General features: G+C 69.8%; 22 protein-coding genes. 2 read left to right on the forward strand and 20 right to left on the reverse strand.

The window, feature by feature from the left end; all coding sequences use genetic code 11:
* Positions 1–76: 76 nt before the first annotated feature.
* Positions 77–772: a GntR family transcriptional regulator gene (locus BM041_RS30120; RefSeq protein ID WP_175534120.1), complete on the forward strand. Its 696-nt coding sequence runs from the start codon at positions 77–79 to the stop codon at positions 770–772.
* Here the strand turns inward: BM041_RS30120 and BM041_RS23555 are convergent, their stop codons facing one another.
* The 12 genes from BM041_RS23555 to BM041_RS23610 form a co-directional block, all read right to left on the reverse strand.
* Positions 773–1,600: an alpha/beta fold hydrolase gene (locus tag BM041_RS23555; RefSeq protein ID WP_092962358.1), complete on the reverse strand. Its 828-nt coding sequence runs from the start codon at positions 1,598–1,600 to the stop codon at positions 773–775. It lies immediately after the preceding gene.
* Positions 1,597–2,568 (reverse strand): Bug family tripartite tricarboxylate transporter substrate binding protein, encoded by a 972-nt coding sequence (locus BM041_RS23560; RefSeq protein ID WP_092962359.1) that lies wholly within the window; start codon positions 2,566–2,568, stop codon positions 1,597–1,599. The genes BM041_RS23555 and BM041_RS23560 overlap by 4 nt, the downstream gene beginning before the upstream one ends.
* Positions 2,565–4,019, reverse strand: coding sequence for a class I adenylate-forming enzyme family protein (locus BM041_RS23565; RefSeq protein WP_175534121.1), 1,455 nt, complete (start codon positions 4,017–4,019; stop codon positions 2,565–2,567). Before BM041_RS23565 ends, BM041_RS23560 begins: the two co-directional genes overlap by 4 nt.
* Positions 4,019–5,677: an alpha/beta hydrolase gene (locus BM041_RS23570; protein WP_092962361.1), complete on the reverse strand. Its 1,659-nt coding sequence runs from the start codon at positions 5,675–5,677 to the stop codon at positions 4,019–4,021. The genes BM041_RS23565 and BM041_RS23570 overlap by 1 nt, the downstream gene beginning before the upstream one ends.
* Positions 5,674–7,197, reverse strand: a complete 1,524-nt coding sequence (locus tag BM041_RS23575; RefSeq protein WP_092962362.1) for an FAD-binding oxidoreductase — start codon at positions 7,195–7,197, stop codon at positions 5,674–5,676. Before BM041_RS23575 ends, BM041_RS23570 begins: the two co-directional genes overlap by 4 nt.
* Positions 7,194–8,093, reverse strand: coding sequence for an amidohydrolase family protein (locus BM041_RS23580; RefSeq protein WP_092962363.1), 900 nt, complete (start codon positions 8,091–8,093; stop codon positions 7,194–7,196). The genes BM041_RS23575 and BM041_RS23580 overlap by 4 nt, the downstream gene beginning before the upstream one ends.
* Entirely contained in the window at positions 8,090–9,058 is a 969-nt protein-coding gene (locus BM041_RS23585) for an ABC transporter ATP-binding protein (protein ID WP_092962364.1), read from the reverse strand. Before BM041_RS23585 ends, BM041_RS23580 begins: the two co-directional genes overlap by 4 nt.
* Positions 9,055–10,032 (reverse strand): ABC transporter ATP-binding protein, encoded by a 978-nt coding sequence (locus tag BM041_RS23590; RefSeq protein WP_092962365.1) that lies wholly within the window; start codon positions 10,030–10,032, stop codon positions 9,055–9,057. The genes BM041_RS23585 and BM041_RS23590 overlap by 4 nt, the downstream gene beginning before the upstream one ends.
* Positions 10,029–10,889, reverse strand: a complete 861-nt coding sequence (locus BM041_RS23595) for an ABC transporter permease (protein ID WP_092962366.1) — start codon at positions 10,887–10,889, stop codon at positions 10,029–10,031. Before BM041_RS23595 ends, BM041_RS23590 begins: the two co-directional genes overlap by 4 nt.
* Entirely contained in the window at positions 10,886–11,911 is a 1,026-nt protein-coding gene (locus BM041_RS23600) for an ABC transporter permease (RefSeq protein WP_092962367.1), read from the reverse strand. Before BM041_RS23600 ends, BM041_RS23595 begins: the two co-directional genes overlap by 4 nt.
* Complete coding sequence (locus BM041_RS23605; protein WP_092962368.1) at positions 11,908–13,479, reverse strand: ABC transporter substrate-binding protein; 1,572 nt, start codon at positions 13,477–13,479, stop codon at positions 11,908–11,910. Before BM041_RS23605 ends, BM041_RS23600 begins: the two co-directional genes overlap by 4 nt.
* Before the next feature lie 66 nt (positions 13,480–13,545).
* A complete protein-coding gene (locus tag BM041_RS23610; protein WP_092962369.1) occupies positions 13,546–14,385 on the reverse strand; it encodes a cupin domain-containing protein in 840 nt (279 codons plus the stop codon).
* Positions 14,386–14,468: 83 nt separating this feature from the next.
* On the opposite strand from BM041_RS23610, the gene BM041_RS23615 reads away from it, so the two are divergent.
* Positions 14,469–16,013: a class I adenylate-forming enzyme family protein gene (locus BM041_RS23615; RefSeq protein WP_092962370.1), complete on the forward strand. Its 1,545-nt coding sequence runs from the start codon at positions 14,469–14,471 to the stop codon at positions 16,011–16,013.
* Positions 16,014–16,168: 155 nt separating this feature from the next.
* Here the strand turns inward: BM041_RS23615 and soxA are convergent, their stop codons facing one another.
* From soxA to BM041_RS23655, 8 genes are all read right to left on the reverse strand, one after another.
* A complete protein-coding gene (soxA, locus tag BM041_RS23620) occupies positions 16,169–16,891 on the reverse strand; it encodes a sulfur oxidation c-type cytochrome SoxA (RefSeq protein WP_092962371.1) in 723 nt (240 codons plus the stop codon).
* A complete protein-coding gene (gene soxZ / locus BM041_RS23625; RefSeq protein ID WP_092962372.1) occupies positions 16,888–17,208 on the reverse strand; it encodes a thiosulfate oxidation carrier complex protein SoxZ in 321 nt (106 codons plus the stop codon). Before soxZ ends, soxA begins: the two co-directional genes overlap by 4 nt.
* A 4-nt stretch (positions 17,209–17,212) precedes the next feature.
* A complete protein-coding gene (locus BM041_RS23630; protein WP_092962373.1) occupies positions 17,213–17,653 on the reverse strand; it encodes a SoxY-related AACIE arm protein in 441 nt (146 codons plus the stop codon).
* Positions 17,650–18,087, reverse strand: coding sequence for a sulfur oxidation c-type cytochrome SoxX (soxX, locus tag BM041_RS23635; protein WP_217648826.1), 438 nt, complete (start codon positions 18,085–18,087; stop codon positions 17,650–17,652). The genes BM041_RS23630 and soxX overlap by 4 nt, the downstream gene beginning before the upstream one ends.
* A gap of 67 nt (positions 18,088–18,154) precedes the next feature.
* Complete coding sequence (locus BM041_RS23640) at positions 18,155–19,393, reverse strand: NAD(P)/FAD-dependent oxidoreductase (protein WP_092962375.1); 1,239 nt, start codon at positions 19,391–19,393, stop codon at positions 18,155–18,157.
* On the reverse strand, positions 19,390–19,659 hold the full coding sequence (locus tag BM041_RS23645) for a c-type cytochrome (protein ID WP_175534122.1): 270 nt from the start codon (positions 19,657–19,659) through the stop codon (positions 19,390–19,392). Before BM041_RS23645 ends, BM041_RS23640 begins: the two co-directional genes overlap by 4 nt.
* The gene (locus BM041_RS23650; RefSeq protein ID WP_092962376.1) at positions 19,656–21,863 is read right to left on the reverse strand and encodes a xanthine dehydrogenase family protein molybdopterin-binding subunit; all 2,208 of its coding nucleotides are present in this window, start codon (positions 21,861–21,863) and stop codon (positions 19,656–19,658) included. The genes BM041_RS23645 and BM041_RS23650 overlap by 4 nt, the downstream gene beginning before the upstream one ends.
* A gap of 12 nt (positions 21,864–21,875) precedes the next feature.
* The gene (locus tag BM041_RS23655; RefSeq protein WP_092962377.1) at positions 21,876–22,340 is read right to left on the reverse strand and encodes a (2Fe-2S)-binding protein; all 465 of its coding nucleotides are present in this window, start codon (positions 22,338–22,340) and stop codon (positions 21,876–21,878) included.
* Positions 22,341–22,412: the final 72 nt, after the last annotated feature.

The following is a 22,412-nucleotide window of genomic DNA, read 5'->3' on the forward strand; positions in this document are numbered from 1 at the left end:
AGGCCGTGATTTGCAGGCGATCCTTATCTGGCATACATGTTGGTCGGCTATCTCGGGCACGGATGACGGACGCAGCATGACACGGGGCAAGGGCGCTGGCGGAGAGGCACCGCGCAGCCTGCGCGAACAGGCCTATGACGCCATCAAGCAGGGCATCCTGGACAGCCGCTACGCCCCCGGCGCGCTGCTGAGCGAGAACCAGCTGGCCGATGAACTGGCCATCAGCCGCACCCCGATCCGGGAGGCGCTGCGGGAACTGGCCGGCGGCGGCCTGGTGCGCATCCTGCCCCAGCGCGGCATCATCGTCTCCGAACTCTCGGTGCAGGACATCGTGGAAGTCTATCAGTTGCGGGAGCAGCTGGAGGGCTTCGCCGTGCGCGTGGCGGCGGAACGCATGGGCCCCGCGGATGCGGAAGCGCTGCGGGCGGATCATCGGGAAGCGGTGTCCCACATGCAGGCGGGACGGCTGCGGGCGGCCTATGATTTCTCCGTGCTGATGCACAGCCGGATCATCGGGCTGGCGGGCAATTCGCGGCTGTCCCAATTCATGGGACAGCTCGGCGACCAGGTGCATCGCTTCGGCCTGCTGACCTTGCGGCATGGGCGCGTGGAGCGCGCGCTGCTGGAACACGGGCACATCATCGATGCCCTCGTCGCCGGCAGGGCGGAGGAGGCGGAGCAGCTGATGCGCCTGCACCTGCGGGCGGATCGCGACGTGGCGCTGCGTGTCGTGCTGCCCGCCGGCGTGATGCAGCCCGAAGCCGCTTCCTGATCAGCCGCGCTCGTAGAAGGCCTGGAAGGCGGCAATCGTCTCCGCGAAAGCCGTGGGGTTCCCGGTACCCTTCGTGACCAGCGGCTCCGCCTGCGGCATCAGTGAGCGCACGCGGTCGAAATACTCGAACAGCATGTCGCTGCGCGCGCAGGCCAGCAGCGTCGGCACCCCCACCAGCCTGAGGCGCGGTTCCTTGTCGTAGCCGATCGCGGCGTTGTAGCTGAGGTGATAGGTGCGGGCGGATTTCAGCACCTCCACCACCTTGTCGTGCAACTCCTCCGCCGATGGCAGGCCGAGCGGCCGGCGATGCGCGGCATCGCGCTTGTACCAGGGCCAGAACAGATAGGCGTCGCGCACGAAGTTCCAGATCCAGGACAGCTGCGATCCGTTCTGGTCCAGCGTCACGCCCGGCGCGTAATGCACCAGCATGTCGGCGCGCTCCTCCGGCGCGTAGAGCGAGACGCCATCCAGCACCAGGCGCCGCACGCGATGCGGCGCGGCGATGGCGATCTCCAACGCGATATTGGCGCCGGTATGGCTGCCATAGAGGTCGAAGCGGTCCAGTCCGAGCGCATCCAGCGCGCGCAGATGCGCATCGGCGAAATAGGCGATGGTGGTGTCCTTCGTGCCGGGCACGCAGGAATCGCCATTGCCGAGCGTGTCGCAGGCGATCACGCGCCGGTGCTGGCCGAAGGCGCCGATCAGCGGTTCCAGCAGCTTCGCCGATCCCGGCGAGGCATGCATCATCACCAGTGGAACGCCACCCGTTCCCGCGGTGCGGAAATGCACCTGACCCTCGGCGATCTCGGTGAAGCCGCGGCGGATCATTCGGCGCGCAGCCCCGTGGCGCGCTGCAGCTCCTGCATGCGCTGGAGGTCGCCCGCGATCTTCTGGGCGAATTGCGCGGGGCTCGTGCCCTCGATCTCCAGCCCGGCCTCGATGAGGCGCGCGCTGACATCGGGGGCGCGCACAGCGGCCACGAATTCCGTGTGCAGGCGGTCGATGATGGGCTGAGGCGTGCCGGCCGGCATGTGGACGCCGTACCAGGAATTCATCTCCAGGCCCGGATAGGTTTCCGCCAGGGCCGGCACGTTGGGCAGGCGGCTGCTGCGGCCGAGCGTGGTGACGGCGAGCGGGCGGAGCATCCCCGACTGGATATGGCCCATCACCGCGCCGATGTTCCAGAAGCCCATATCGATGCGGCCCGCGAGCATGTCAGTGATGGGCTGCGTTGAACCCGTGTAGGGCACGTGCAGAAGGTTGATGCCGGCGGCGCGCATGAACATCTCGCCAGCGAGATGCGTGGTGCTGGCCGGGCCGATGGAGCCGAAGTTCAGGCCAGGGTTGGACGCCCGCGCGACATTCACGAGTTCGGCGACCGTGTTCGCCGCGATGCCGGGCCGCACGACGAAGACAAGGCCGGAGGAGACGAGTTGCGTGACCGGGATGAAGTCCCTGATGGGGTCATAGGGCACGGACCGGAAGGCGGGCGTGATGGCGTTGGGACCGGCCTGGGAGAAGAGCACGGTGTAGCCATCCGGCGCCGCGCGCGCGACGGAGGCGACGGCCAGCGTGCCGCCCGCGCCCGGGCGCGTTTCCAGCACCACGGGCTGGCCGAGGGCCGCGGCCACCTTCTCGATGATCGGGCGCCCGATCAGGTCCGCAGGACCGCCGGGCGGCCAGGGGCTGATGAAGCGGATGGGGCGGTTCGGCCAGGCGCCCTGCGCCAAAGCGGGCGCCGCGGTGGTGGCGATGCTGGCGCCGAGCAGCAGGCGGCGCGTGATGGCCTGGGTCATGATCGGGCTCCTGGATTCAGCAGTTTCAACAGTTCCGCCTTCACCACCTTGCCGCCGGCATTGCGCGGCAACTCGGGCAGGCGATGGATGATCGTGGGCACCTTGTAGGGGGCGAGGTTCGCACGGCAGTGGGCGCGCAGCGCATCGTCGGTGACGATGGCTTCGGCGACGATGAAGGCGGCAACCTCCTCCCCCAGCTCGCGCGACGGCGCGCCGGTGACGGCGGCGTCGGCGATGCCTGGCAGCTCGCGCAGCACACGCTCGATATCCTGCGGGTAGATGTTCACGCCGCCGCGGATGATCATGTCCTTGGCGCGGCCGTGCAGATAGAGAAAGCCTTCCTCGTCGAGCCGCGCCAGGTCGCCCGGATAGAACCAGCCATCGCGGAAGGCGTCGCCATCCTCCGCGCGCCAGTAGCCGCGGGCTGAGGCGGGGCTGCGGTAGCGCAGGCGGCCGATCGTGCCGGGAGGTTGCGGCGCGTGGTGCTCATCCACGATCTCGACCTCCACCCGGAAGCCGGGGCGGCCGACGCTGTCGGGATGGCGGTCGCAGTCGTCGGGCGTGAGGATGGAAACGCCGCCGCCCTCGGTCGAGGAATAGAACTCGAAGAGATTGGGCGTGAGTTGCGTGCGGATGGCGATGCGTTCTTCCGGATGCAGCGCGGAGCCGGAGGAGATGAGGATGCGCAGCGTCGGGAAGGCCAGCGTCGCCGGCTTCTCCTCCAGCAGGCGGCGGATCATGGTCGGCACGAGGAACAGCACCGTGCCGCCGATCTCCGCCAGATGCGCGGACAGCGCGCCGACCTTGGTGCGTGGTGACAGCACCGAAATCGTAGCCCCGGCGAAGAGCATCGCCAGGTTGAAGGCGCGGCCGCCGCCGAAATAGAGCGGCGTGACGGAGACATAAACGTCCTGCGCGTTCAGCCCCATGTTCAGCCAATAGACCATGAAGCGCGCCTCGAACTGCCGATGCGTCGCGCGCGGGCCCTTGGGCAGGCCGGTGGTGCCGGAGGACAGCGACAGCACCAGCGGGCTGTCATCGGTGATGACGGCGTCGTGCCAGGGCATGTCGGAGGGCGTGATCCAGCCGGGCGAAAGGCCGTACCAGCCCGTGGCGGGCAGCGCCGGATCATCCGGCTCCAGCAAGACGATGTCGGGCTCGAAGGATGCGGCGAAGCGGCGCTTCTCCTCCGTCTGCCAGCGGCAATCCATGGGCAGGATCACGGCGCCGAGCCGCGCCAGCGCGATCATCGCGATGACGTGTTCCGCATGGTCGGCCAGGCCGAGGCCCACCAGCATCTCCCGCCGCACGCCCAGCGCGTGCAGTGCGTGGCAGGCACCGTCGATCAGCCGGTCCAGCGTCGCGTAGTCGATGCGGCGGTCGCCATCGATGATGGCGGTCTTGTCCGGCCGCGTGCGCCGATGCAGCCGGAAGACGGCGTCGAAGGGCATCAGTCGCGCATTGCCGCGCGGATGGCGGCGACGCGGTCGGCCAGCGTATCGCCGTGCCGGTGGATGGCGGCATCGGGGCGCATCGCGGCGGCGGCCGGCAGGCATTGCGCGAAGAGGTCGGATTCAGCCGAGAGCAGCGCGACGCGATGCGGCAGCGCGGCCAGGCGTTCCAGCAGCGGCCAGGCGATGGCAGCGCGCCAGGCGGGGGCGAAGCTGCGCGGGTTCTTGGCCTGCTCGCGGATCTCCACCTGCAGCCGCTCCGGCTCCAGCCGCGGTTCCGCCTTCCGCGCATTCACCAGGCGCCGGTCCCACCACGGGAACCACAGCCCCATGTCGCGGCGCATGTGCCACATCTTCAGCAGGTGCGATCCATCCCAGCTTGGCGTCACATCCGGCGCCCAGCGATCCGCCCATTCCGCGCGCAGCCGCGCGGGCAGCGCGATGGGCGCGTCGAGCAGCACGGACAGCGCACGATCGGGCCGCGCGGCCGCGGCGGCGACCACGGTGGCGGCGCCGCTGTTGTGGCCGAGCAGATGCGCCTGCTTGACGCCCAGCGCATCGCAGACCTGCCAGAGCGTCGTCGCCCAGGCTTCCGGCGACTGCACCGCGCCCGCATCACTCTCCCCATGGCCCAGCGGATCGAAGCTGATCGCGGGGATGTCGAGGGCGCGGAGCAAATCCTCATACAGGGCCGAGGATCCCGGTACATGCGGCGCGATCACCAGCGGGGGCGCCGCATGGATGTCGCCCATCACGCGCACCAGCACCTGGTCATCGCCGATGGTCAGGTAGTTCGTCGTGCTGCGGCCCGCGATCGGCGTCGCCATGGGCGGCGCGGGCGGTTCGGCGCGGGACGGATGACGCAGCAGGATCTGGCGTTCCACCGCGGCGGCGGCGAGGGGATCGCGCGGCATCTCCTCCTGCCACGCCTCGGCGGGATATTGCGCCATGGTGCGGTGCTGGCTGTCGCCGGGGCGGTTGCCGAAGCAGACGGGCACGCGGAGTTCCGGCAGCACCTCAAGCCCCCGATGCCGGAAGGCGGCGCTGTAGCCGATGCGGTAGCCATCCCCGGCTTCCAGCAATTCCAGCACGCCGCGATGGTTGAATTCCGTGTCGGGCGCGTCGGTGTCGGCGCGGAAGGCGAGGGTCTGGTTGTGCCAGGGCCAGAACACATGCTGGTCGCGGTAGCGGTACCAGAGCCAGACCAGGTGGCTGCCGTCCCAGGACGGCACGATGGGCAGCAGGTATTTCGTCAGCCTTTCCTGCGCCGCCTTCACGGAGAAGACGGGAAATCCGTCCGTCAGCGCCATGGAACAGCGATCGGGATGGCGCCGCGCGTATTCGACAGCGATGGAGGCGCCGGTGTGGCGGCCATAGGTGGCGGCCTGCTCCACGCCCATCACGCTCAAGGCCTCGGCGAGGCCATCGGCGAAATCCTCGATCTCCGGCTGGTCGAGCGGCAGCAGGTCGGAAAGGCCGAAGCCGGGCGTATCGAAGGCGAAGGCGGTGAAGGCGCCGGCGAAGACCTCCTGCGGTTCGCGCAGCACCTTGGCGGAACAGGGGGAGGCGTGCAGCAGGCAGACCGCGGGGCCGGCGCCGGCACGGGTGTAGTGCACGCGCCTGTTGCCGACGCTGACGAAATGCTTCGTGACCTTCATGGCCTGTCGCCCCCCTGCAGCGCACCTGGATTCATGCGGCCCTCCGGATCGAGCATCGCCTTCACCTGGCGCAGCAGTGCCGCGCCTTCCGGCAGCATCCGGTCCGCCAGCGCGTAGTAGCGGCCGATCTGCGCATGCACCGCGCCATGCGCATCCATCACGGCGCCCAACGCCTTGCGCGCATCGCGGATCACGTCGCGCGCGGCTGCATTGGCCGGGAAGGCGCCGAAGCGGGCGCGGTTCTTCTCCGTCAGGTGCTTCATGTGCAGCGGGTCCAGCGCATCGCGCCAGTAGAACATCGGCTCGATCGTCACATAGGCGCCGAGCGAGGAGATGATGTGGCTGACGCTGATGCCGTGCTCGGCCAGCGGCAGCGTCGCCAGGCGGGTTTCCAGGGCGTGCAGGCAGGCCCGGGCGGTGCCGAGGGGCAGCATGCCGTGCACGGGCACCCAGCGCTCCCCCTCCGGCCCCACGAAGCCGCGGATGGAATAGGGGCGGGCGCGCAGCGCGCGGGGGATGGCGGCCTCCGTCTCCCGCCCGCCGGCGGCCTGGGCGATGGCGCGCGCGGCGGTGATGCCGGCCTCGGCGGCGGGGGAAGACACGCCCTCGGCGGTCAGGTGCAGCGTCCAGGCGGGGTCGGCAAGCTTCGCGCGCGCCAGGCCCGCGACATCGCGCATGGCCTGCATGACGGAACCCGCCCGGGCGGCGACGGCGGCGGCGGTGCGCAGCGCCTCCCCGGCCTCGACCTTCGTGGCGGATTTCCCGCGCACGGGGTCCATGGCCAGCGCGCGGGCGACCAAGCCCTTCTGCGCGATCGCCACCAGCGCGCCCATCATCGCGCCGCCATCCTCGAAGGCGAAGGAGGCGAAGGCGGCTTCGCGTTCCGGCGCCAGGCGCAGCGCGATTTCCGTCTTCACGCCGAAGGCGCCGCAATCGCCCAGGAACAGGCCCGTGAGGTCGGGCCCCATGTTGCGCCAGAAGCGCGGCTCGCCCCGCATCGCCAGCGCGCCGGTGCGCGCCACGCTGCCATCGGCCAGCACGACGGACAGGCCGATGATGCCGTCCATGCTGCCCGGTAAATTCTGCGCGGCGACGCCGCCGACCGTGCTGGCCGCGCCGGAGATGGGTGAGGCCTGGGCGGAGCGCAGGCCATGCGGCGCCAGCGCCTCCGCCAGCGCCTGCCAAGTGGTGCCCGCGCCCACGATGGCGGTGAGGTTGGCGGCATCGATGCGGATGGCATCGAGGCGCGTCGTATCCACCACCACGGCGGGCAGCGTGGGCACGACGCCGGCGGTGTAGGAAAGCCCCGCGCCGCGCGGCACCACCGGCGCGCCGTGCTGCGCGACGAGGCGCAGCGCGGCGGCACATTCCGCCGTGCTGCCCGGCCGGATCACCAGCAGCGCGGGCGCGGCGCCGGGCCATTCGAACAGGTCGGCCGCGGCCAGCGCGCGGGCGGCCTCATCGGTCGCGACATGCGCCTCGCCCAGCAGGCCGCGCAGCGATGCCGCGAGGTCGCTCATGCCGGCTTGTCGGTCAGCTTGAAGATGTTGATCGCGTTGTTGCGCAGGATCTTCTTCAGCGGGTCGGGACGGAAGTTGAGGTCGTGCATCTCGTTCATCGCACGCTCCGGGTCGATCACCGCCCAATCCGTGCCGAACAGGAATTTGTCCTGGCCATAGGTGTTGGCGTAGTGCACGGCCTGCTGCGGCCAGTGCTTCGGCGCATAGGCATCGCCGGCCATGTAGACGTTCGGATGCTTGGTGCAGCAGGAGATCATCTCATCCGTCCAGGGATAGCCGAGATGGATGCCGATGATGGTGAGTTCGGGGAAATGGATCGCGACCTTGTCGAGCGTCATCGGCCGGCCGACGGTCGGCAGGCGGCGGTCCTGTTGGTAGACCAGGCAATGGCCGACCTGCATCATGATCGGCACTTCGAGTTCCGCACAGCGGGCGTAGTAGGGGTAGTAGATCGCGCTGTCCGGCGCCTCCCCGAACCAATGCGGATAAAGGTGCCCGCCGACGAAGCCGTATTCCTTGATGGCGACGTCGAGTTCCTTCAGCCCCTTGATGCCGCGCGTGGGATCGATGCCCGCCAGGCCGCTGAACCGGTCCGGATACTTCGCGCAGATGTCGCGCACCCATTCATAGGGAATCTCGATGGAGCCCTTCACGCGCAGATCACCGCAGCGCACGGCGATCAGGAAGGAACGCTCGATCCCCGCGGCATCCATCTTGCGCAGGTAGTCCTCGATCGAGACGCCGCGGCGATCCTCCGCCTTGGTGCGGACCTGTTCGCGGAAGCGGCCATCGGTGGGGATGCGGCCTTCGGCGAAGGCTTCGGGGGTGAAGACATTCACCACGATGTCGATGGCGCCATAGCCCGTGCGGGTGGCGGCGGGGTTGAAGACGGTCATGCGCGTTCCTCGACAGGATCAAGAATATTGGTGCCATCGGCGATGCGGAGGCAGGAAGCCGAGTGCCCCCCATCCAGGATCACCGGGGATGGCGGGGCGCTGGTGCAGGCGGGCAGCACCAGCGGGCAGCGGCCGGCGAAGAAGCAGCCGGGTGGCAGGTTGATGGGCGAGGGTATCTCCCCCACCACCTCATGCCGCCGCAGTTTCACGGCGGGGTCGGGCGGCAGGTGGGCCGACAGCAGCGTCTGCGTGTAGGGATGCGCAGGCGTGTCGAACAACCGCCCCGCCGGCCCCTGTTCCGCGATGCGGCCGAGATAGAGCACGATGACGCGGTGGGAGACGAGGCGCACCGTTTCCAGATCGTGGCTGATGAACAGCATCGCGATCCCCGTCTCCCGCTGCAACTCATCCAGCAATTGCAGGATGCCGGCGCGGACGGAGAGGTCGAGCGAGGAGGTCGGTTCATCCAGCACCACCAGCTTCGGCCGGTTGGCGATGGCGCGGGCGATGGAGACGCGCTGCAACTGCCCGCCCGACAATTCATGCGGGTAGCGCTGCAGGGACGCCACGGGCAGGCGCACGCGGTCGGCCAGGCGGCGTGCCTCCGCGATGCGCGCGGCGCCATCCAGCGTGGTGTGCAGCGCCAGCGGTTCCTCCAACAGGCGGCCGATGGTCATGCGGGGATTCAGCGATCCCCAGGGGTCCTGGAAGACGATCTGCAACCGCGCCCGCAGCGGCCGCAGCGCGGCGGGCGACAGGCGGGTGATGTCCTCGCCCTCGAACATGATCGTGCCGCCGGTGGGCGCGAGCAACCGCGTCACCAGCAATCCGATCGTCGATTTGCCGGAGCCGGATTCGCCCACCAGGCCCAGCGTCTCCCCCGCCGCGATGGAGAAGGACACGCCATTGACCGCATTCACCCCCCCGGGGAAGCGATGCACGAGGTTCTGGACATCGAGGATCATGCGGCCCGCTCCGCGTAGTGGCAGGCGGCGCCATGCGAATCATCCAGCGCCACGCGCGGCGGGGGCGCCAGGCAGGCGGTGGTCGCGCGCGGGCAGCGGTCCCGATAGAGGCAGCCATCGGGCAAGGCGTAGAGGTCGGGCGGCGTGCCGCCGGTGACGGTGTAGCCGATCCGCGCGATGCGGCCCGGCGTGCTGGCGATCAGCGCCTGGGTGTAGGGATGGGCGGGACGCGCGAAGACCTCCGCGACAGGTCCATCCTCCACGATGCGGCCGGCGAACATCACCGCCACGCGCTGGCAGTAATGCGCCACCACGCCGAGGTCATGCGTGATGACGAGGGCGCCGAGATTCCGCGCCAGCACCAGGTCCCGCAGCGTGTCCAGCACCTGCGCCTGCACCGTGACATCGAGGCCCGTGGTCGGTTCATCCGCGATCACCAGCGCGGGTTCGTTGATCAGCGCCATCGCGATCAGCACGCGCTGCGCCATGCCGCCGGACAGCTCATGCGGCCAGGCCTGCATCCGGCGCTTGGGATCGGGGATGCGCACGGCGGCAAGCATCGCCTCCGCCCTCTCCCGCGCCGCCGCACCGCTCGCCGTGCCATGCACGCGCTGCATCCGCACCAGTTGGTCGCCGACACGCTTCAGGGGATCGAGCGAGGTGAGCGGCGACTGCACCACCATCGCCATCCGCCTCCCCCGGATTTTCTCCAATTGGCGGTCGGACATGGCGAGGATATCGCCGCCTTCGAAGCGGATGCCGCCCTGCGGGATGCGGGCGGGGGCGCGCAGCAGACCCATGGCGGCCAGCGCAGTCAGCGACTTGCCGGCGCCGGTCTCACCGACCAGGCCGACAATCTCCCCGGCATCGACGGTGAAGGAGACGCCGTTCAGCGCCCGCGCGACACGCACGCGGTTGTCGAGGCCGCGCGCAGCGAACTCCACATGCAGGTCCTGGACGTCGAGCAGCCTCATTTGCCCGTGGCCCGGCGCTTGGGGTCGAGAAGGTCGGACAATCCATCGCCCGTCAGGTTCAGGCCGAGCACCAGGGCGATCAGCGCCAGCCCCGGGAAGAGCGCGACCCACCATTCGCCGGAGATCACATATTCCGCGCCCTGCCGGATCATCGCGCCCCATTCGGGCGCCGGCGCCTGCACGCCGATGCCGATGAAGGCGAGCGTCGCCGAAATCCGCACCGCCCAGGCCATGCGCAGCGGCAATTGCGCGGTGGCGCCGAGGATGGCGTTGGGCAGGATATGCACCAGCAGCACGCGCCATTCCGGATTGCCCGCGGCGACGGCGGCGCGCACGAAGGTGGCGTTGCGCAGCGCCAGCACCTCCGCCCGCACGATGCGGGCGAAGATCGGACTGTCCAGGAAGCCCACCACCAGGATGACATTGAGGAACCCCTGGCCGGTGGCGGCGACGATGGCCAGCGCCAGGATGATGGTGGGGAAGGCGCGCAGCACGTCCAGCACGCGCAGCAGCACCTCATCCACCCATCCCCCGCGCCAGCCCGCGATGAGGCCGAGCGGGATGCCGACCACCGCCATGATGGCGCCGGCGGGCAGCGCGATGCCGAAGGCGTAGCGCGCGCCGTGGATGACGCGGGACAGCACATCCATGCCGTTGCCATCGGTGCCGAGGATGAAGGCGCCGGTGCCGGGCGGGCGCAGCGTGTCATAGGGATGCGACAGCGTGGGCGGCAGCGGCGCGATCACATCGGCGAAGGCCGCGAGGAAGGCGAAGACCATGATCACGCCGAAGCCGACCGCGAAGGTCGGGCTGCGGCGCGCGGTGCCGATGACGCGGTCGAGCGTGGTGGTGCTCATGACCGCGCCCGCGGCTCCAGCAGCATCACCGTCAGATCCACCAGCGCGAAGATGATGACGGAGGCGATGGCGAGCGTCAGCACATAGCCCTGCACCGCCGCGAAATCGCCAAGCAGGATGGCGTTCAGCCCCCAATGGCCGAGCCCGCCCCAGGAGAAGACGAATTCGATCAGGCTCGCCGCCGCCAGCAGGGAGGTGAATTCGGAACCGACGAAGGTGATGACCGGGACGAGGGCGGCGCGCAGCGCGATGCGACGGATGACGCGGCGCGGGAAGCCGCAGGCACGGGCGTAGCGGATGTAGTCGCTGCCCATCACCTCGATCGCGATGGCGCGGGTGTGCTTGACGATGGGCGCGGTGGCGACGATGGCGAAGCAGCCGACGGGCAGCACCAGTTGCGAGGCCGCCGACCAGGCGGCCTCTACGTTCCCGGCCAGGATGCTGTCGATCAGGACGGAGCCCGTCACCACGGGCGGCGGCGTCACCATCATGGAGACGCGCCCCATCGGCGCCGGCGCCCAGCCCAGCAGGTAGAAGAAGATGAAAATCGCCATCAGGCCGAGCCAGTAGGTCGGCAGGGAGAAGCCGAACAGCGATCCGAAGCGCGACGCCTGGTCGAACCACCCGTTCGGGCGTTCGGCGGCATGAAGGCCGAGCGGCACGCCGACCAGCGCGCCGATGCCGACCGCCAGCGTCACCAGTTCCAGCGTGGCGGGCAGCAGGGTCGCAATCTCATGCGTCACCTTCGCATTGCCCTGCCAGGACATGCCCAGATCGCCCTGCACCAGGCGGCCGAGATAGGCCCAGAACTGCGTCAGCAAGGGCTGGTCCAGCATGAGCTCCGCGCGGATGCGCGCCAGCATCGGCGCATCCGCCATCGGCCCCGCCAGCATCGCCACCGGATCCTGGTCCCCGATGCGGACCAGCATGAAGGTGAGGAACAGGATGCCGAGCAGGACCGGCACCGCGACCAGCAGGCGCCGCAGCAGGAAGCGCCCGATGGTCGGCAACGCCAGGCTCACCGGCGGCAGGCCAGGTCCTTCCAGACCAGGCGGTTATGCGGACGCCACATGAAGCCTTCCATGCAGGTGGCGAAGACCTCATGCGTGCCGGGCAGGAAGGTCTCGACGAAGGTGGCGCTTTCCGCCTGGCTGCGCTGCGCGCGCGCGACGAGGTCGAGCCACTTCGCGTCATCACGCTCGATGACCGAGGCATCGATCAGCCCATCGAGTTCCGCGTTGTTGTTGCCGTTCACGTTGGAGCCACCGCGGGAATGGGCGGTGAGGAACATGTTGTAGGAGGGATCGGGCACGAAGGATGACGTCAGATGCGTCATGAAGGGCAGCGACCAGACATTGACCGCGCGGCGCGCGGTGATCTCGGTCGCGGGGATGCGGCGCGGCGTCACGCGGATGCCGGCGCGGGCCAGGCTCGCCTGCATCTGCAACGCGAGAGGCTCCTCCCACCACCAGTTGGTGCTGTATTCCAGCGTGATGTCGAGGCCGTTGGGATGCCCCGCTTCCGCCAGCAGGGCGCGGGCGCGGTCGTAATCGGTCTCATAAGTATAGGCATCGATGGCGCCGGGGATCGGCGGGTTCAGCATGGAACGGCTGCGCGTGCCGATGCCGAGGAACACGGCCTCCCCGATCGCGCGGTAGTCGGTGGCGTAGGCCACGGCCTGGCGGACGCGCACATCGGTGAAGGGCGCGATGCGCGGGTTCATGCGGACGGTGGCGCTGCCCGGCGCGGCCACGCTTTCGACGCGCACGTTGCGATCGCGGCGGAGATCCGCGATCTGCTGCAGGGGAAGCTGTTCGGCATATTGCACCTGGCCGGTGCGGACCAGCGCCACGCGCGTCGCCGGCGACGGCACTTCCCGCCACACGATGCGGCTGTAGAAGGGGCGCTCGAACTGGTAGCCGCGGTTCAGGACGAAGACCGCCTGCTGGCCGGCCGTCACGCTTTCCACGTGATAGGGGCCGAAGCCCGCGGTGTTGGAACCCAGCCAGCGCGCGGCGAAGGGGTCTTCCGGCGTCGCATGGCGCTTCGCCTCCGTGCTGTCGAACAGCGCCGGGATGTGCAGCGTCAGCACGCTGAGGAAGATGCGGTTCGCTTCCTTCAGGCGGAAGCGGACCTCGAAGCGGGAGATCTCCTCCACACTCTCGATCAGCGCGACGTTGCGGATGAAGAGGCCCGTGCGGCGCTGGGCGTTCGACTTCTCGAAGGTCCAGACGACATCGGCGGCGGTGAGCTCATTCCCGAAATGGCTGCGCATGCCGGGACGGATGCGGAAGACGTATTCCTTCCCATCCTCCGACACCGTCCAGGATTCCGCGAGATGCGACTCCACCCGGCCGGGATCGACCTCCGTCCGGCCATTCGCGCCGGGGCGCGTGGCGAAGCGGGTCAGGCCCTCATAGACATTGACCGAGGCCTCGATCTGGCCGGGCACCCAGATATCCGGGTCGAAGCCGCGGGGGGTGGAGACCATTGCCATGACCATGGTGCGGTCCTGCGCCGTGGCGGGCATGACGCCCAGCAGCGCGGCAAGCGCGGCGGTGGCGACCAGCAGGCGGCGGGGACTTGGCATGGGTGTTCTCGCCCGTCTCGGTTGTTCGGACAACGCTAACGTCCAGCTTGCATCCCAGTCAACGGTTCAGTAGCGCTCCGGCCGGGGCCAGGGCTTCGCCATCAGCGGCGCGAGGTCCGGCGGCAGCACGGGCTTGTGGTCCGGCTGCCAGGTGAAGGGCTGGTCCGGGTCCTCCCAATCCGTGGTCTGCGGGCCGCCAACGCTGCGGAACAGCAGCAGCGTGCCGGTGGGGGACCCGTAGGGTGCGTGCTTGAAGAAGGGCGGCCGCCAGCAATAGGCGCCGGACTGCATGGTGCCGAGGTCCCCCGCCAGTTCGCCCGAGATCAGGAAGAACTCCTGCACCACGGGGTGGCGTTCGCTGCGCTCCCCCTGGCGGAAGGCGATGGTCGCCGTCAGGTAGGTGATCTCCCCCGTGTCGGGGTCCGTGCGCAGGCGGCGCATGCGGGCGGTGCTGGCCATGGATTGCAGGCCCATGGCCGCGAAGTCGCCATCCCAGATGTTGTCCGCGGCGGCCAGGCGGCGCACCAGGCGGCGTTCGTCGAAGGCACGGCCTTGCCCGCCCTGGGTCGCAACAGGCGTGGCGGAGAAGAAGGTGAGCACCGCCGCACCGTTCGCCGAGGAGAAGCCGCTGCGCGGCATGTCCTTCGGCAGGTGCGCGTAGGTGTGTTCGCCGTATTCGACGCCATCGATGGCGATGCCGCCATCCAGCACCCAGAATTCCTCATCCGCCGCCAGCCATTCGGGGTCACGGCTGTACCCCGCGGGGTAGCGGATGATGCAGGAGACGGCGCCGGTGGCGTCATCGCGTGAGAGAATCTTCGCATCCGCGCCATCGCGCGCCGCGATCGCATCGTGCTGCCACGGCAGCGCCTGCGCCTGGATCCATTCGATATGAGGACGTGCCATGCGCCGCATCGCGCACCCGCGCACCGTCCCTGTCAAGGCGCGTGGATTGACAGCGCGCGCGCGCGGCCCCGATCCTTCGCCCCATGCCCGATTTCACGCGACGCGGCGCCGCGCGCCACATGCTCATCTCCGACGGCATCCGTGCCTCCGCGGGCCGGACCCCCGACAGGATGGCGCTGCGGGAGAGCGGGCGCGCGCTGAGCTATGCGCGGCTGGTGGATCGCATCGGCCGCGTGGCGAACCTTGTCCATGCGGGTCTCGGCCTGCGGCATGGCGAACGCGCGGCGGTGTTTTCCGCGAACTGCCTCGAATACATGGAGATCGTCTGCGGCATGGCGGAAGCGGGCATCGCCGCCGCCACCATCGGCCCTGCCGCGGCGCCGCCCGAGATCCGCTTCATCTGCGAGGATAGCGGCGCGCGGGTGATGTTCGTCTCCGCGGCGCTGGAGGAGGTGGCGCGCGCCTCCGCCCCGCCCACGGTGGAGCGCTTCATCGTCATCGGCCCGGCCTATGAGGCGCTGCTGGCCGAGGCGTCGAGCGGCCCCTGCCCGGTCGAGGTGACGGAACACGACATCTTCTCCGTCCCCTACACATCGGGCGCGACGGGCCGGCCGAAGGGCGTGCAGCTGTCCCATCGCGGCCGCGTGCTCTCGGGCTATGCGATGGCTGGCGAGCATCGCTGCTACACGCCGGAGGATCGTGCCGTCGCCACCACGCCGATGTTCCATGGCGCAGGGTTCCTGATGGCGCTGACGCCGATCTGGTTCGGCGGCCAGGTGGAGATCCTGCCGCGCTTCGACATCGAAAGCCTGATGGGCACCATCACGAGCTTCCAGGCCACCAGCGCCTATATCGTGCCGGCACATTTCGCCGCGTTGTTCGCGCTGCCGGAAGCGAAGCGGGCGCAATGGGACATGCGGTCGATGAAGGCGGCCATCAGCGGCACGGCGCCGCTGCCGCAGGCCACCAAGGAACGCATCGTCGGCTATTTCGGCGAGGGCAAGCTGTTCGAGCGCTACGGCACCACGGAAACCTCCATCGCCACCTCGCTCGGCCCGAAGGACCAGCTGCGCAAGCAGGCCTGCGTCGGCCTCCCCTACCCCGCCACGCAGGTGAAGATCTGCGATGGCGGTGGTGTCGCGGTGGCGCAGGGCGAGGTCGGCGAGCTCTGGGTCTCCTCCCCCTACATGTTCTCCGGCTATCTCAACCTGCCGGAGGCGACGGCGGCCGGCACGCGAGGCGACTGGTTCGTCACCGGCGACCTGGCGCGGCAGGATGAGGAAGGCTTCGTCTACCTGGTCGATCGCAAGAACGACATGGTCATCAGCGGCGGCGAGAACATCTATCCGCGGGAGGTGGAGGAGGTGATCCTGGCGCACCCCGCTGCCGCCGAATGCGGCGTGACGGGCGCGCCGCATCCCTATTTCGGCGAGGCCGTCACCGCCTTCGTCGTGCTGCGCCCCGGCATGAATGTTGATGCCGCCACGCTGACCGCGCTGTGCCGGGAGAAGCTGTCCCGCTACAAGGTGCCGAAGGAGATCCGCTTCGTGGAGACCCTGCCCCGCAACAGCATGGGCAAGGTGCTGCGCCGCGAATTGCGGGCGCGGCTGATGGCGGAAGCGAAGTGACCGCTTGAGAATGGCGGCGGCTGAGGGTTCGCGAGGGATTTTTCGTCCTGGGAAGGCGCCGGGCTTGCCGATGCTGGTTGCATCGGCAAGCCCGGTAACGCGCCCAGGGCGTAAAAGCCCAGCGAAACAGACCCGCCGCTGTTCTCAAGCGGTCACTATGGCCTGACCGCTGGAGTTTCCAACAGCATCCCCGCGGCGCGATCGTTGAGGAAGAGTTCCAGCGCGACGTATTCCGCCGCGCCATAGGCAAAGGGTTCGGACCGCACGCCCGTCATGCAGCCGCGCAGCCGCCGTTGCAGCGAACCCACGCCCTGCCATTCCAGCCGATAGAGCGGATAGCCCGTGGGATGCGCCTGCGGGATCGTGCTGCCCGCCAGGCGCCTTCCCGCATTGTCGTCATGGCACTGGACGCAGGAGAGGTCGAGCTGACCACGACGCTCCCCATAAAGCGCCCTGCCCTGCTCCAGCGCCGGCGCCAGGCGGGGATCGCTGGGGCGGCTGATCGGCAGGCCGCGCGACTGGTGCGCGACATAGGCCGTCAGCGCCAGCAGGGGCTGGCTCTCCCGCGCCGGCGGGGCCACGCGCTGGTGGCGCTCCACGCAGGCGCTGATGCGGCCCGCGAGGTCTATGGGCGCGCCCGTCGCCTCGTCCCAGGCGGGGTAGCGCGCGGCGACGCCGCGCATCGAGGCCTCGCTGTGGCAGGCGGTGCAATCGCGGTTGAATCGATCCTCGCCCTCCGCCACCCACAACATGCCGGGGTTCTGCATGTCGTCGCGCTGCATGGCCTGGGTTTCGCGCGCCATGTCCTCGAAGCCCGAACGGCGGTCCTGCGCGGAAGCGGGCAGCGCCAGCAGCAGCAGGGCCAGCAGGCGCTTCATGTCACCTCGATCGCGCGCGTCTCCGTCTGGGCGAAGCCGTTGTCGCCCTCCCAGGTCATCGTCACCGTCCCGCTACTCGTCGCGACGGTGGTGAAGGAAAGAAAGGGGTTGGCGGCGATCGCCGGCGACAGCTCCGCGCTGAAGACCACGGCGCCGTCATATGTGCAGGTGAAGCGGCGGATGATGTCGCGCGGCATGACGTCGCCCTGCGCATTGGGGCGGTAGCCCGTCTCCATCGTGTGCTGGATCAGCGTGCGGATGGTGATGACGTCGCCGCGCCTGGCGCTGCGGGGAACGTTGATGAGGACGCGGGCCATTCGATCAACCCTCGATGCAGGCGGCGAGGGTCACGACGACCTGCGCGCTGTCCGACCAGAAGCTGCCATCGGACAGCGCGGCCACGGCCAGCAGGGTCTGCGATGTCGCGAGCCTGATATGCGTGGACAGGATCGCGCGGCCGGCACGGGGCCCGAGCTGCGCGGTGATGACATGCGGCTGCGGGTTGCGTTCGTTGAAGATGGCAATGGCGCGGACGTGGTCGGCCTCCGTCATCGGGCTGTCCACGATCACCGACAGCGGCACGGTGTTGCCGTTCTCCACCAGGGGCGAGATGTCGAGCGCGACGCGGCCGCGCGTGATGGCGGCGCCACCTGTGAAGCCGCGCACGGCCTCCTCCATCGCGGCCTGGGTGGCCCCGGCCTGGCGGGGCATCAGCAGCAGCGCGGGCGCGGCCAGCAGCAGGCGGCGGGTCGGTACGATCATCGCGGGGGTTCCTCGCGCAGGGTCAGCAGATAGGCGACCACGTCCTCGATCTCCTGCGCCGCCAGGATGGTGCGGCCGCGCTGGGCGGGGGAGACGCGGTGCAGGCCCTCCACCCGGTAGTAGGAGGGCATGATGCTGTCCGGGTTCAACCTCTTGCCATCCACCAGGCGCAGGCGGAGTTCGGCGGCGGACCAGCGCAGCCCCGCGCCATCGAGCGGCGGGGCGAGATTGCCCTGGAAGCGTTCCTCCGGGATCGGGCCGGCATGGCACAGCAGGCAGAGGCCGCGGGTCCGGTCGGCGACGATGGCGCGGCCGCGCGCGGCGTCGCCGGGCACATCGGTCAGCGGCGCCTCATCCGCGCGGGCCGGGGTCGCGAGGAGAAGGGCCAGCGCCAGGGCGACCCGCCTTGGCACGGCGCGCGCGATATCCCCCACCCCTACCCTCCCCCGCAAGCGCGGGGGAGGGAGCAGCGGCGCAACCCGACATGCGTCGTTGCCAACCCTACGCGAAGGCATCGGCGGTGATGGTGGCGAACCAGTCCTCGGCGTAATGCGCCTCGGCCTCCCGCACGCTGGCCGGCGCGTCGAGCGGGCTTGTTCCGCCGGCGCCCGGGATGTCGGCCAGCACGCCATTGGCGGGCCGGTAGACGCCCGCGACGGAGATGCCGTAGCCCGGCGCGACCAGGCTGTAGCAGGTGTTCAGCAGCCGGGCCGCCGGCACCGGCGCCCCGCGCAACATCGCCACCATGGCGGCAACGGCGACGCGCGCCTGGGCATGGGCGGCGAAGGCGGATTTGGGCATGGCGCCGGCGATGATGGCGTCCCCGATCACATGCACGCCCGGCACGAGGCGCGATTCGAAGCTGGACGGGTCCACCGGGCACCAGCCCGACCGATCCGCCAGCCCGGCGGCCTGGGCGATGGCGCCGGCGCGCTGGGGCGGGATGACGTTGACCACCGCGCCCTCATGGCTGCCGAAATCGGTGGTGACGCGGCGGGCTTTCGCATCCACCTCCGTCACCCGCCCGCCCATGGCCAGCGGCACGTATTCCAGCAGTCCCGGATAGAGCGCGGCCCAGGCGGCCTCGAACAGCCGCTGCTTGCTGAAGACGTCCTTGGCATCGAGGACCAGCAGCTTTGACCTCGGTTTTCTCGATTTCAGGAAATGTGCGATCAGCGAAGCGCGTTCATAGGGGCCGGGCGGGCAGCGATAGGGGTTGGGCGGCACGGCCATGATGACGGTGCCACCATCCGGCATGGCCGCCAGTTGCGCCGCCAGCAATTCCGTCTGCGCGCCGGCCTGCCAGGCATGGGGCATGGCCCGCGAAGCGGCCTCGTCATAGCCGGGCAGCGCGTCGAAGCGCAGTTCGATGCCCGGCGAGACCAGCGCGCGGTCAAAGGGCAGCACCGTGCCATCGGCCAGGATCACGCGCTTCGCGGTGGCGTCCACGCCAGTCGCGCGCTGGTGCACCACGGAAACACCCTCGGCGCGCAGGGCGTCGTAGCCAAAGCGCTGTGCCTCCATCGGGCGCAAGCCGGCGATGACGGCGTTGCTGAAGGGGCAGGCGGTGTAGGTGGGGTTGGCTTCCACCAGCGTCGTCGCGATGCCTGCGCGGGCGAGCGAGCGCGCCGCGGTGGCGCCGCCGAAGCCGCCGCCGATCACCACGACGCGCGCCGATGCCTGCGCGAAGGCGGGCGCGGGCAACAGCAGCGCGGCAAGGGCGCGGCGCGCGATCCTCATCGGGTGATCCAGGCGGCGATGGCCTGGGTCTCGGCTTCGGTGAATCCTTTCGCCAGGCGGTCCATCAGCGTCGCGGGGCGCGTGCCCTCGCGGAATTCGCGCATGGCCGCCGCGACCTCGGCCGCGTCCCGCCCGCGGAGCGAGGGGATGGCGGCGTCGGCCCGCACCGGCGAATGGCAGCCGAGGCAGGTGGAGGCGCCCAAGGGCGCCTCCTGCGAAAAGGCCGGCGCCGCCATCAGCAGCAGCGCCAGCGCAAGGGCCCTCACGTCCGGCGCAGATCCGCCTGCTGCAGCGGAAGCTGGCGGATGCGCTTGCCCGTCGCGGCGAAGATCGCGTTCAGCACGGCGGGCGCCGCGACGGCGATGGTGGGTTCGCCGACGCCACCCCAGAAGCCGCCGGTGGGGGCGACGATCGTCTCCACCTTCGGCATGTCGACCATGCGCATCACGGGGTAGGTATCGAAATTCGTCTGCTCGATCCGCCCGTCCTTCACCGTGCATTCGCCATACAGCGCGGCGGAGAGGCCATAGACGAAGCTGCCTTCCACCTGGGCGGCGATCTGCTGCGGGTTCACGGCGTAGCCCGGGTCCGTGGCGGCGACGATGCGATGCACCTTAACCTCACCGGCGTCGGTCACGGAGACCTCCGCGCAGGCCGCGACATAGGCGCCGAAGCCATGCGTGACGCAGAGGCCGCGATGTACCGCGAGGCCATTCACGGCTGCGGCCGGCGTGCCCCAACCCGCCCGCGCCGCGGCGGCGTTCAGCACGGCCAGGTGCTTCGGATGGTTCGCCATCAGGGACCGGCGGAATTCCAGCGGGTCCTTCCCCGCGGTATGCGCGATCTCATCGATGAAGCATTCGAGGTAGACAGCGTTCTGGTTGAGGTTCACGCCGCGCCAGAAGCCCGGCGGCACATGCGGGTTGCGCATGGCGTGGTCGATCAGCAGGTTCGGGAAGGTGTAGCCGATATCGGCCTCTCCCCCGCTGGCGTTCAGCCCCTGGAAGACCACGGGATCGCGTCCGTCGCGGATGTTCTGCGGGAAGATGCCGGCGACGATGGACTGGCCGCTGATGCGCATGTGCAGGCCGGTCAGGTTCCCCTGCGCGTCCAGCGCCGCGGTCATCTTCGCCATGGTCACGGGGTGGAAGCGGCCCTGGAGCATGTCCTCCTCCCGCGTCCAGACCAGCTTGATGGGCGTGCCGGGCATCTGCTTGGCGATGTCCACGACCTGGCGGACCCAGTCATGCACCGCGCCGCGCCGGCCGAAGCCGCCGCCGAGGTGGATCTTGTGGACCTCGCAGCGCGCCGGGGGCAGGCCGGCGGCCTCGGCCGTGGCGGCATGCGCGGCTTCCCCGTTCTGGGTCGGGGTCCAGACCTCGCAGCGCTCCGGCGTCCAGATGGCGGTGGCGTTCATCACCTCCATGCAGGCGTGGTTCTGGTGGGGGTAGCCATAGACGGCCTCCACCTTGCGCGCCGCGCCCGCGATGGCGGCGGGGGCATCGCCGTTGCGGTTGCCGACGGCCGCCTGCGGCGCATCGAAGCCCTGCACCATCACCTCCCGGAACGCGGCGGAGGAAGCGTTGGCGTGCTGGCCGTAGTTCCAGGTGATCTTGAGGGCGTCGAGACCCTTCTTCGCGCGCCACCAGGTATCCGCGACCACGGCCACGGCGTAGTCGCCCACGCGGACCACGCGCTTCACGCCGGGCATGCGCTCGGTCTCCGCGCTGTCCACCGCGGCGACGGTGCCGCCGAAGACGGGGCAGGCATGGATCGCGGCGTTCAGCATCCCCGGCAGCTTGAGGTCCATGCCGTAGACCTGGCTGCCATTCAGCTTGGCCCGGGTGTCGAGCCGCGCGACGGGCTGGCCGATCAGCTTCCAGTCCTTCGGGTCCTTCAGCGGCACATCGGCGGCGGCCGGCGCCGTCAGGCGCATCGCGGCGGCGGCCTGGGCGCCGTAGGTCGTGGTGCGGCCGCTGGGCGTATGGGTGATGATGCTGTTGGCGGCGCGGCATTCAGCCGGGGGCACGCCCCAGGCATTGGCCGCGGCCTGGATGAGCATCATGCGCGCAGCGGCGCCGCCCTTGCGGACGTATTCATGGCTGTCACGGATGCCGCGGCTGCCGCCGGTGGACATGTTCCCCCAGATGCGGCCGCGCGCCAGGTTCTGGCCCGGCGTCGGGTATTCCGTCGTGACCTTGGACCAGTCGCATTCAAGCTCCTCGGCCACCATCTGGGCGAGGCCCGTCAGCGTGCCCTGCCCCATCTCCGACCGTGCGATGCGGATGATGATGGTCTCGTCGGGCTGGACGACGACCCAGGCATTGATCTCGGGCGTCGCGGGCGCGGCGGCCCCTTGGGCCAGGGCCTTGGACGGCGCGGGGAAGCGGAAGCCGAAGGTGAAGGCGCCGGCGGCGGCAACGGCCGTGCCGAGCAGACGGCGGCGAGACGGCTTGGTGATGGCGTTCATGATGCGCGCTCCTCAGCCGGCCGCGCCGGCGGTGCCGGCGGCGCGCTGGATGCCGGCCAGCACGCGGTTGTAGGTGCCGCAGCGGCAGATATTGGTCACTTCGTCGCGGATCTGCTGTTCCGTCGGGCGGGGCGTCGCGGCCAGCAGGGCGGCGGCGGCCATGATCATGCCGGATTGGCAGAAGCCGCATTGCGGCACGTCCAGCGCCAGCCAGGCCTGCTGGATCGGGTGGCTGCTGTCGGGGGACAGGCCCTCGATCGTCACGATCTTCTGGTTCTCGTCGAAGGCGGAAACCGGCATGGCGCAGGACCGGGTGGCGACGCCATCCACATGCACGGTGCAAGCACCACATTGCGCGATGCCGCAGCCATACTTCGTGCCGGTGAGTTCGAGCTGTTCGCGCAGCACCCAGAGTAGGGGGGTGTCATCCTCCACCTGCACGTCGATCACGCGCCCGTTCACGTTGAGCTTGGCCATCCCGTCTTCTCCCATTCCGCCGCCGGAAACTTGTCCCGGACTGTTGGAAGAATCCGTATCAGCGTGGGGCGC

The sequence above is a fragment of the Falsiroseomonas stagni DSM 19981 genome, from assembly GCF_900114315.1.
GTDB lineage: Bacteria > Pseudomonadota > Alphaproteobacteria > Acetobacterales > Acetobacteraceae > Falsiroseomonas > Falsiroseomonas stagni.

What these genes read in the sequence shown, in the direction of transcription:
- BM041_RS23560 (WP_092962359.1), bottom strand. Translation starts at nt 2,568, where the DNA reads ATGACCCAGGCCATCACGCGCCGCCTGCTGCTCGGCGCCAGCATCGCC.
- soxA (WP_092962371.1), bottom strand. Translation starts at nt 16,891, where the DNA reads ATGAAGCGCCTGCTGGCCCTGCTGCTGCTGGCGCTGCCCGCTTCCGCG.
- BM041_RS23555 (WP_092962358.1), bottom strand. Translation starts at nt 1,600, where the DNA reads ATGATCCGCCGCGGCTTCACCGAGATCGCCGAGGGTCAGGTGCATTTC.
- BM041_RS23570 (WP_092962361.1), bottom strand. Translation starts at nt 5,677, where the DNA reads ATGAAGGTCACGAAGCATTTCGTCAGCGTCGGCAACAGGCGCGTGCAC.
- soxZ (WP_092962372.1), bottom strand. Translation starts at nt 17,208, where the DNA reads ATGGCCCGCGTCCTCATCAACGTTCCCCGCAGCGCCAGGCGCGGCGAC.
- BM041_RS23580 (WP_092962363.1), bottom strand. Translation starts at nt 8,093, where the DNA reads ATGACCGTCTTCAACCCCGCCGCCACCCGCACGGGCTATGGCGCCATC.
- BM041_RS30120 (WP_175534120.1), top strand. Translation starts at nt 77, where the DNA reads ATGACACGGGGCAAGGGCGCTGGCGGAGAGGCACCGCGCAGCCTGCGC.
- BM041_RS23610 (WP_092962369.1), bottom strand. Translation starts at nt 14,385, where the DNA reads ATGGCACGTCCTCATATCGAATGGATCCAGGCGCAGGCGCTGCCGTGG.
- BM041_RS23655 (WP_092962377.1), bottom strand. Translation starts at nt 22,340, where the DNA reads ATGGCCAAGCTCAACGTGAACGGGCGCGTGATCGACGTGCAGGTGGAG.
- BM041_RS23640 (WP_092962375.1), bottom strand. Translation starts at nt 19,393, where the DNA reads ATGAGGATCGCGCGCCGCGCCCTTGCCGCGCTGCTGTTGCCCGCGCCC.
- BM041_RS23565 (WP_175534121.1), bottom strand. Translation starts at nt 4,019, where the DNA reads ATGCCCTTCGACGCCGTCTTCCGGCTGCATCGGCGCACGCGGCCGGAC.
- BM041_RS23585 (WP_092962364.1), bottom strand. Translation starts at nt 9,058, where the DNA reads ATGATCCTCGATGTCCAGAACCTCGTGCATCGCTTCCCCGGGGGGGTG.
- BM041_RS23630 (WP_092962373.1), bottom strand. Translation starts at nt 17,653, where the DNA reads ATGATCGTACCGACCCGCCGCCTGCTGCTGGCCGCGCCCGCGCTGCTG.
- BM041_RS23590 (WP_092962365.1), bottom strand. Translation starts at nt 10,032, where the DNA reads ATGAGGCTGCTCGACGTCCAGGACCTGCATGTGGAGTTCGCTGCGCGC.
- BM041_RS23650 (WP_092962376.1), bottom strand. Translation starts at nt 21,863, where the DNA reads ATGAACGCCATCACCAAGCCGTCTCGCCGCCGTCTGCTCGGCACGGCC.
- BM041_RS23605 (WP_092962368.1), bottom strand. Translation starts at nt 13,479, where the DNA reads ATGCCAAGTCCCCGCCGCCTGCTGGTCGCCACCGCCGCGCTTGCCGCG.
- BM041_RS23575 (WP_092962362.1), bottom strand. Translation starts at nt 7,197, where the DNA reads ATGAGCGACCTCGCGGCATCGCTGCGCGGCCTGCTGGGCGAGGCGCAT.
- BM041_RS23595 (WP_092962366.1), bottom strand. Translation starts at nt 10,889, where the DNA reads ATGAGCACCACCACGCTCGACCGCGTCATCGGCACCGCGCGCCGCAGC.
- BM041_RS23615 (WP_092962370.1), top strand. Translation starts at nt 14,469, where the DNA reads ATGCCCGATTTCACGCGACGCGGCGCCGCGCGCCACATGCTCATCTCC.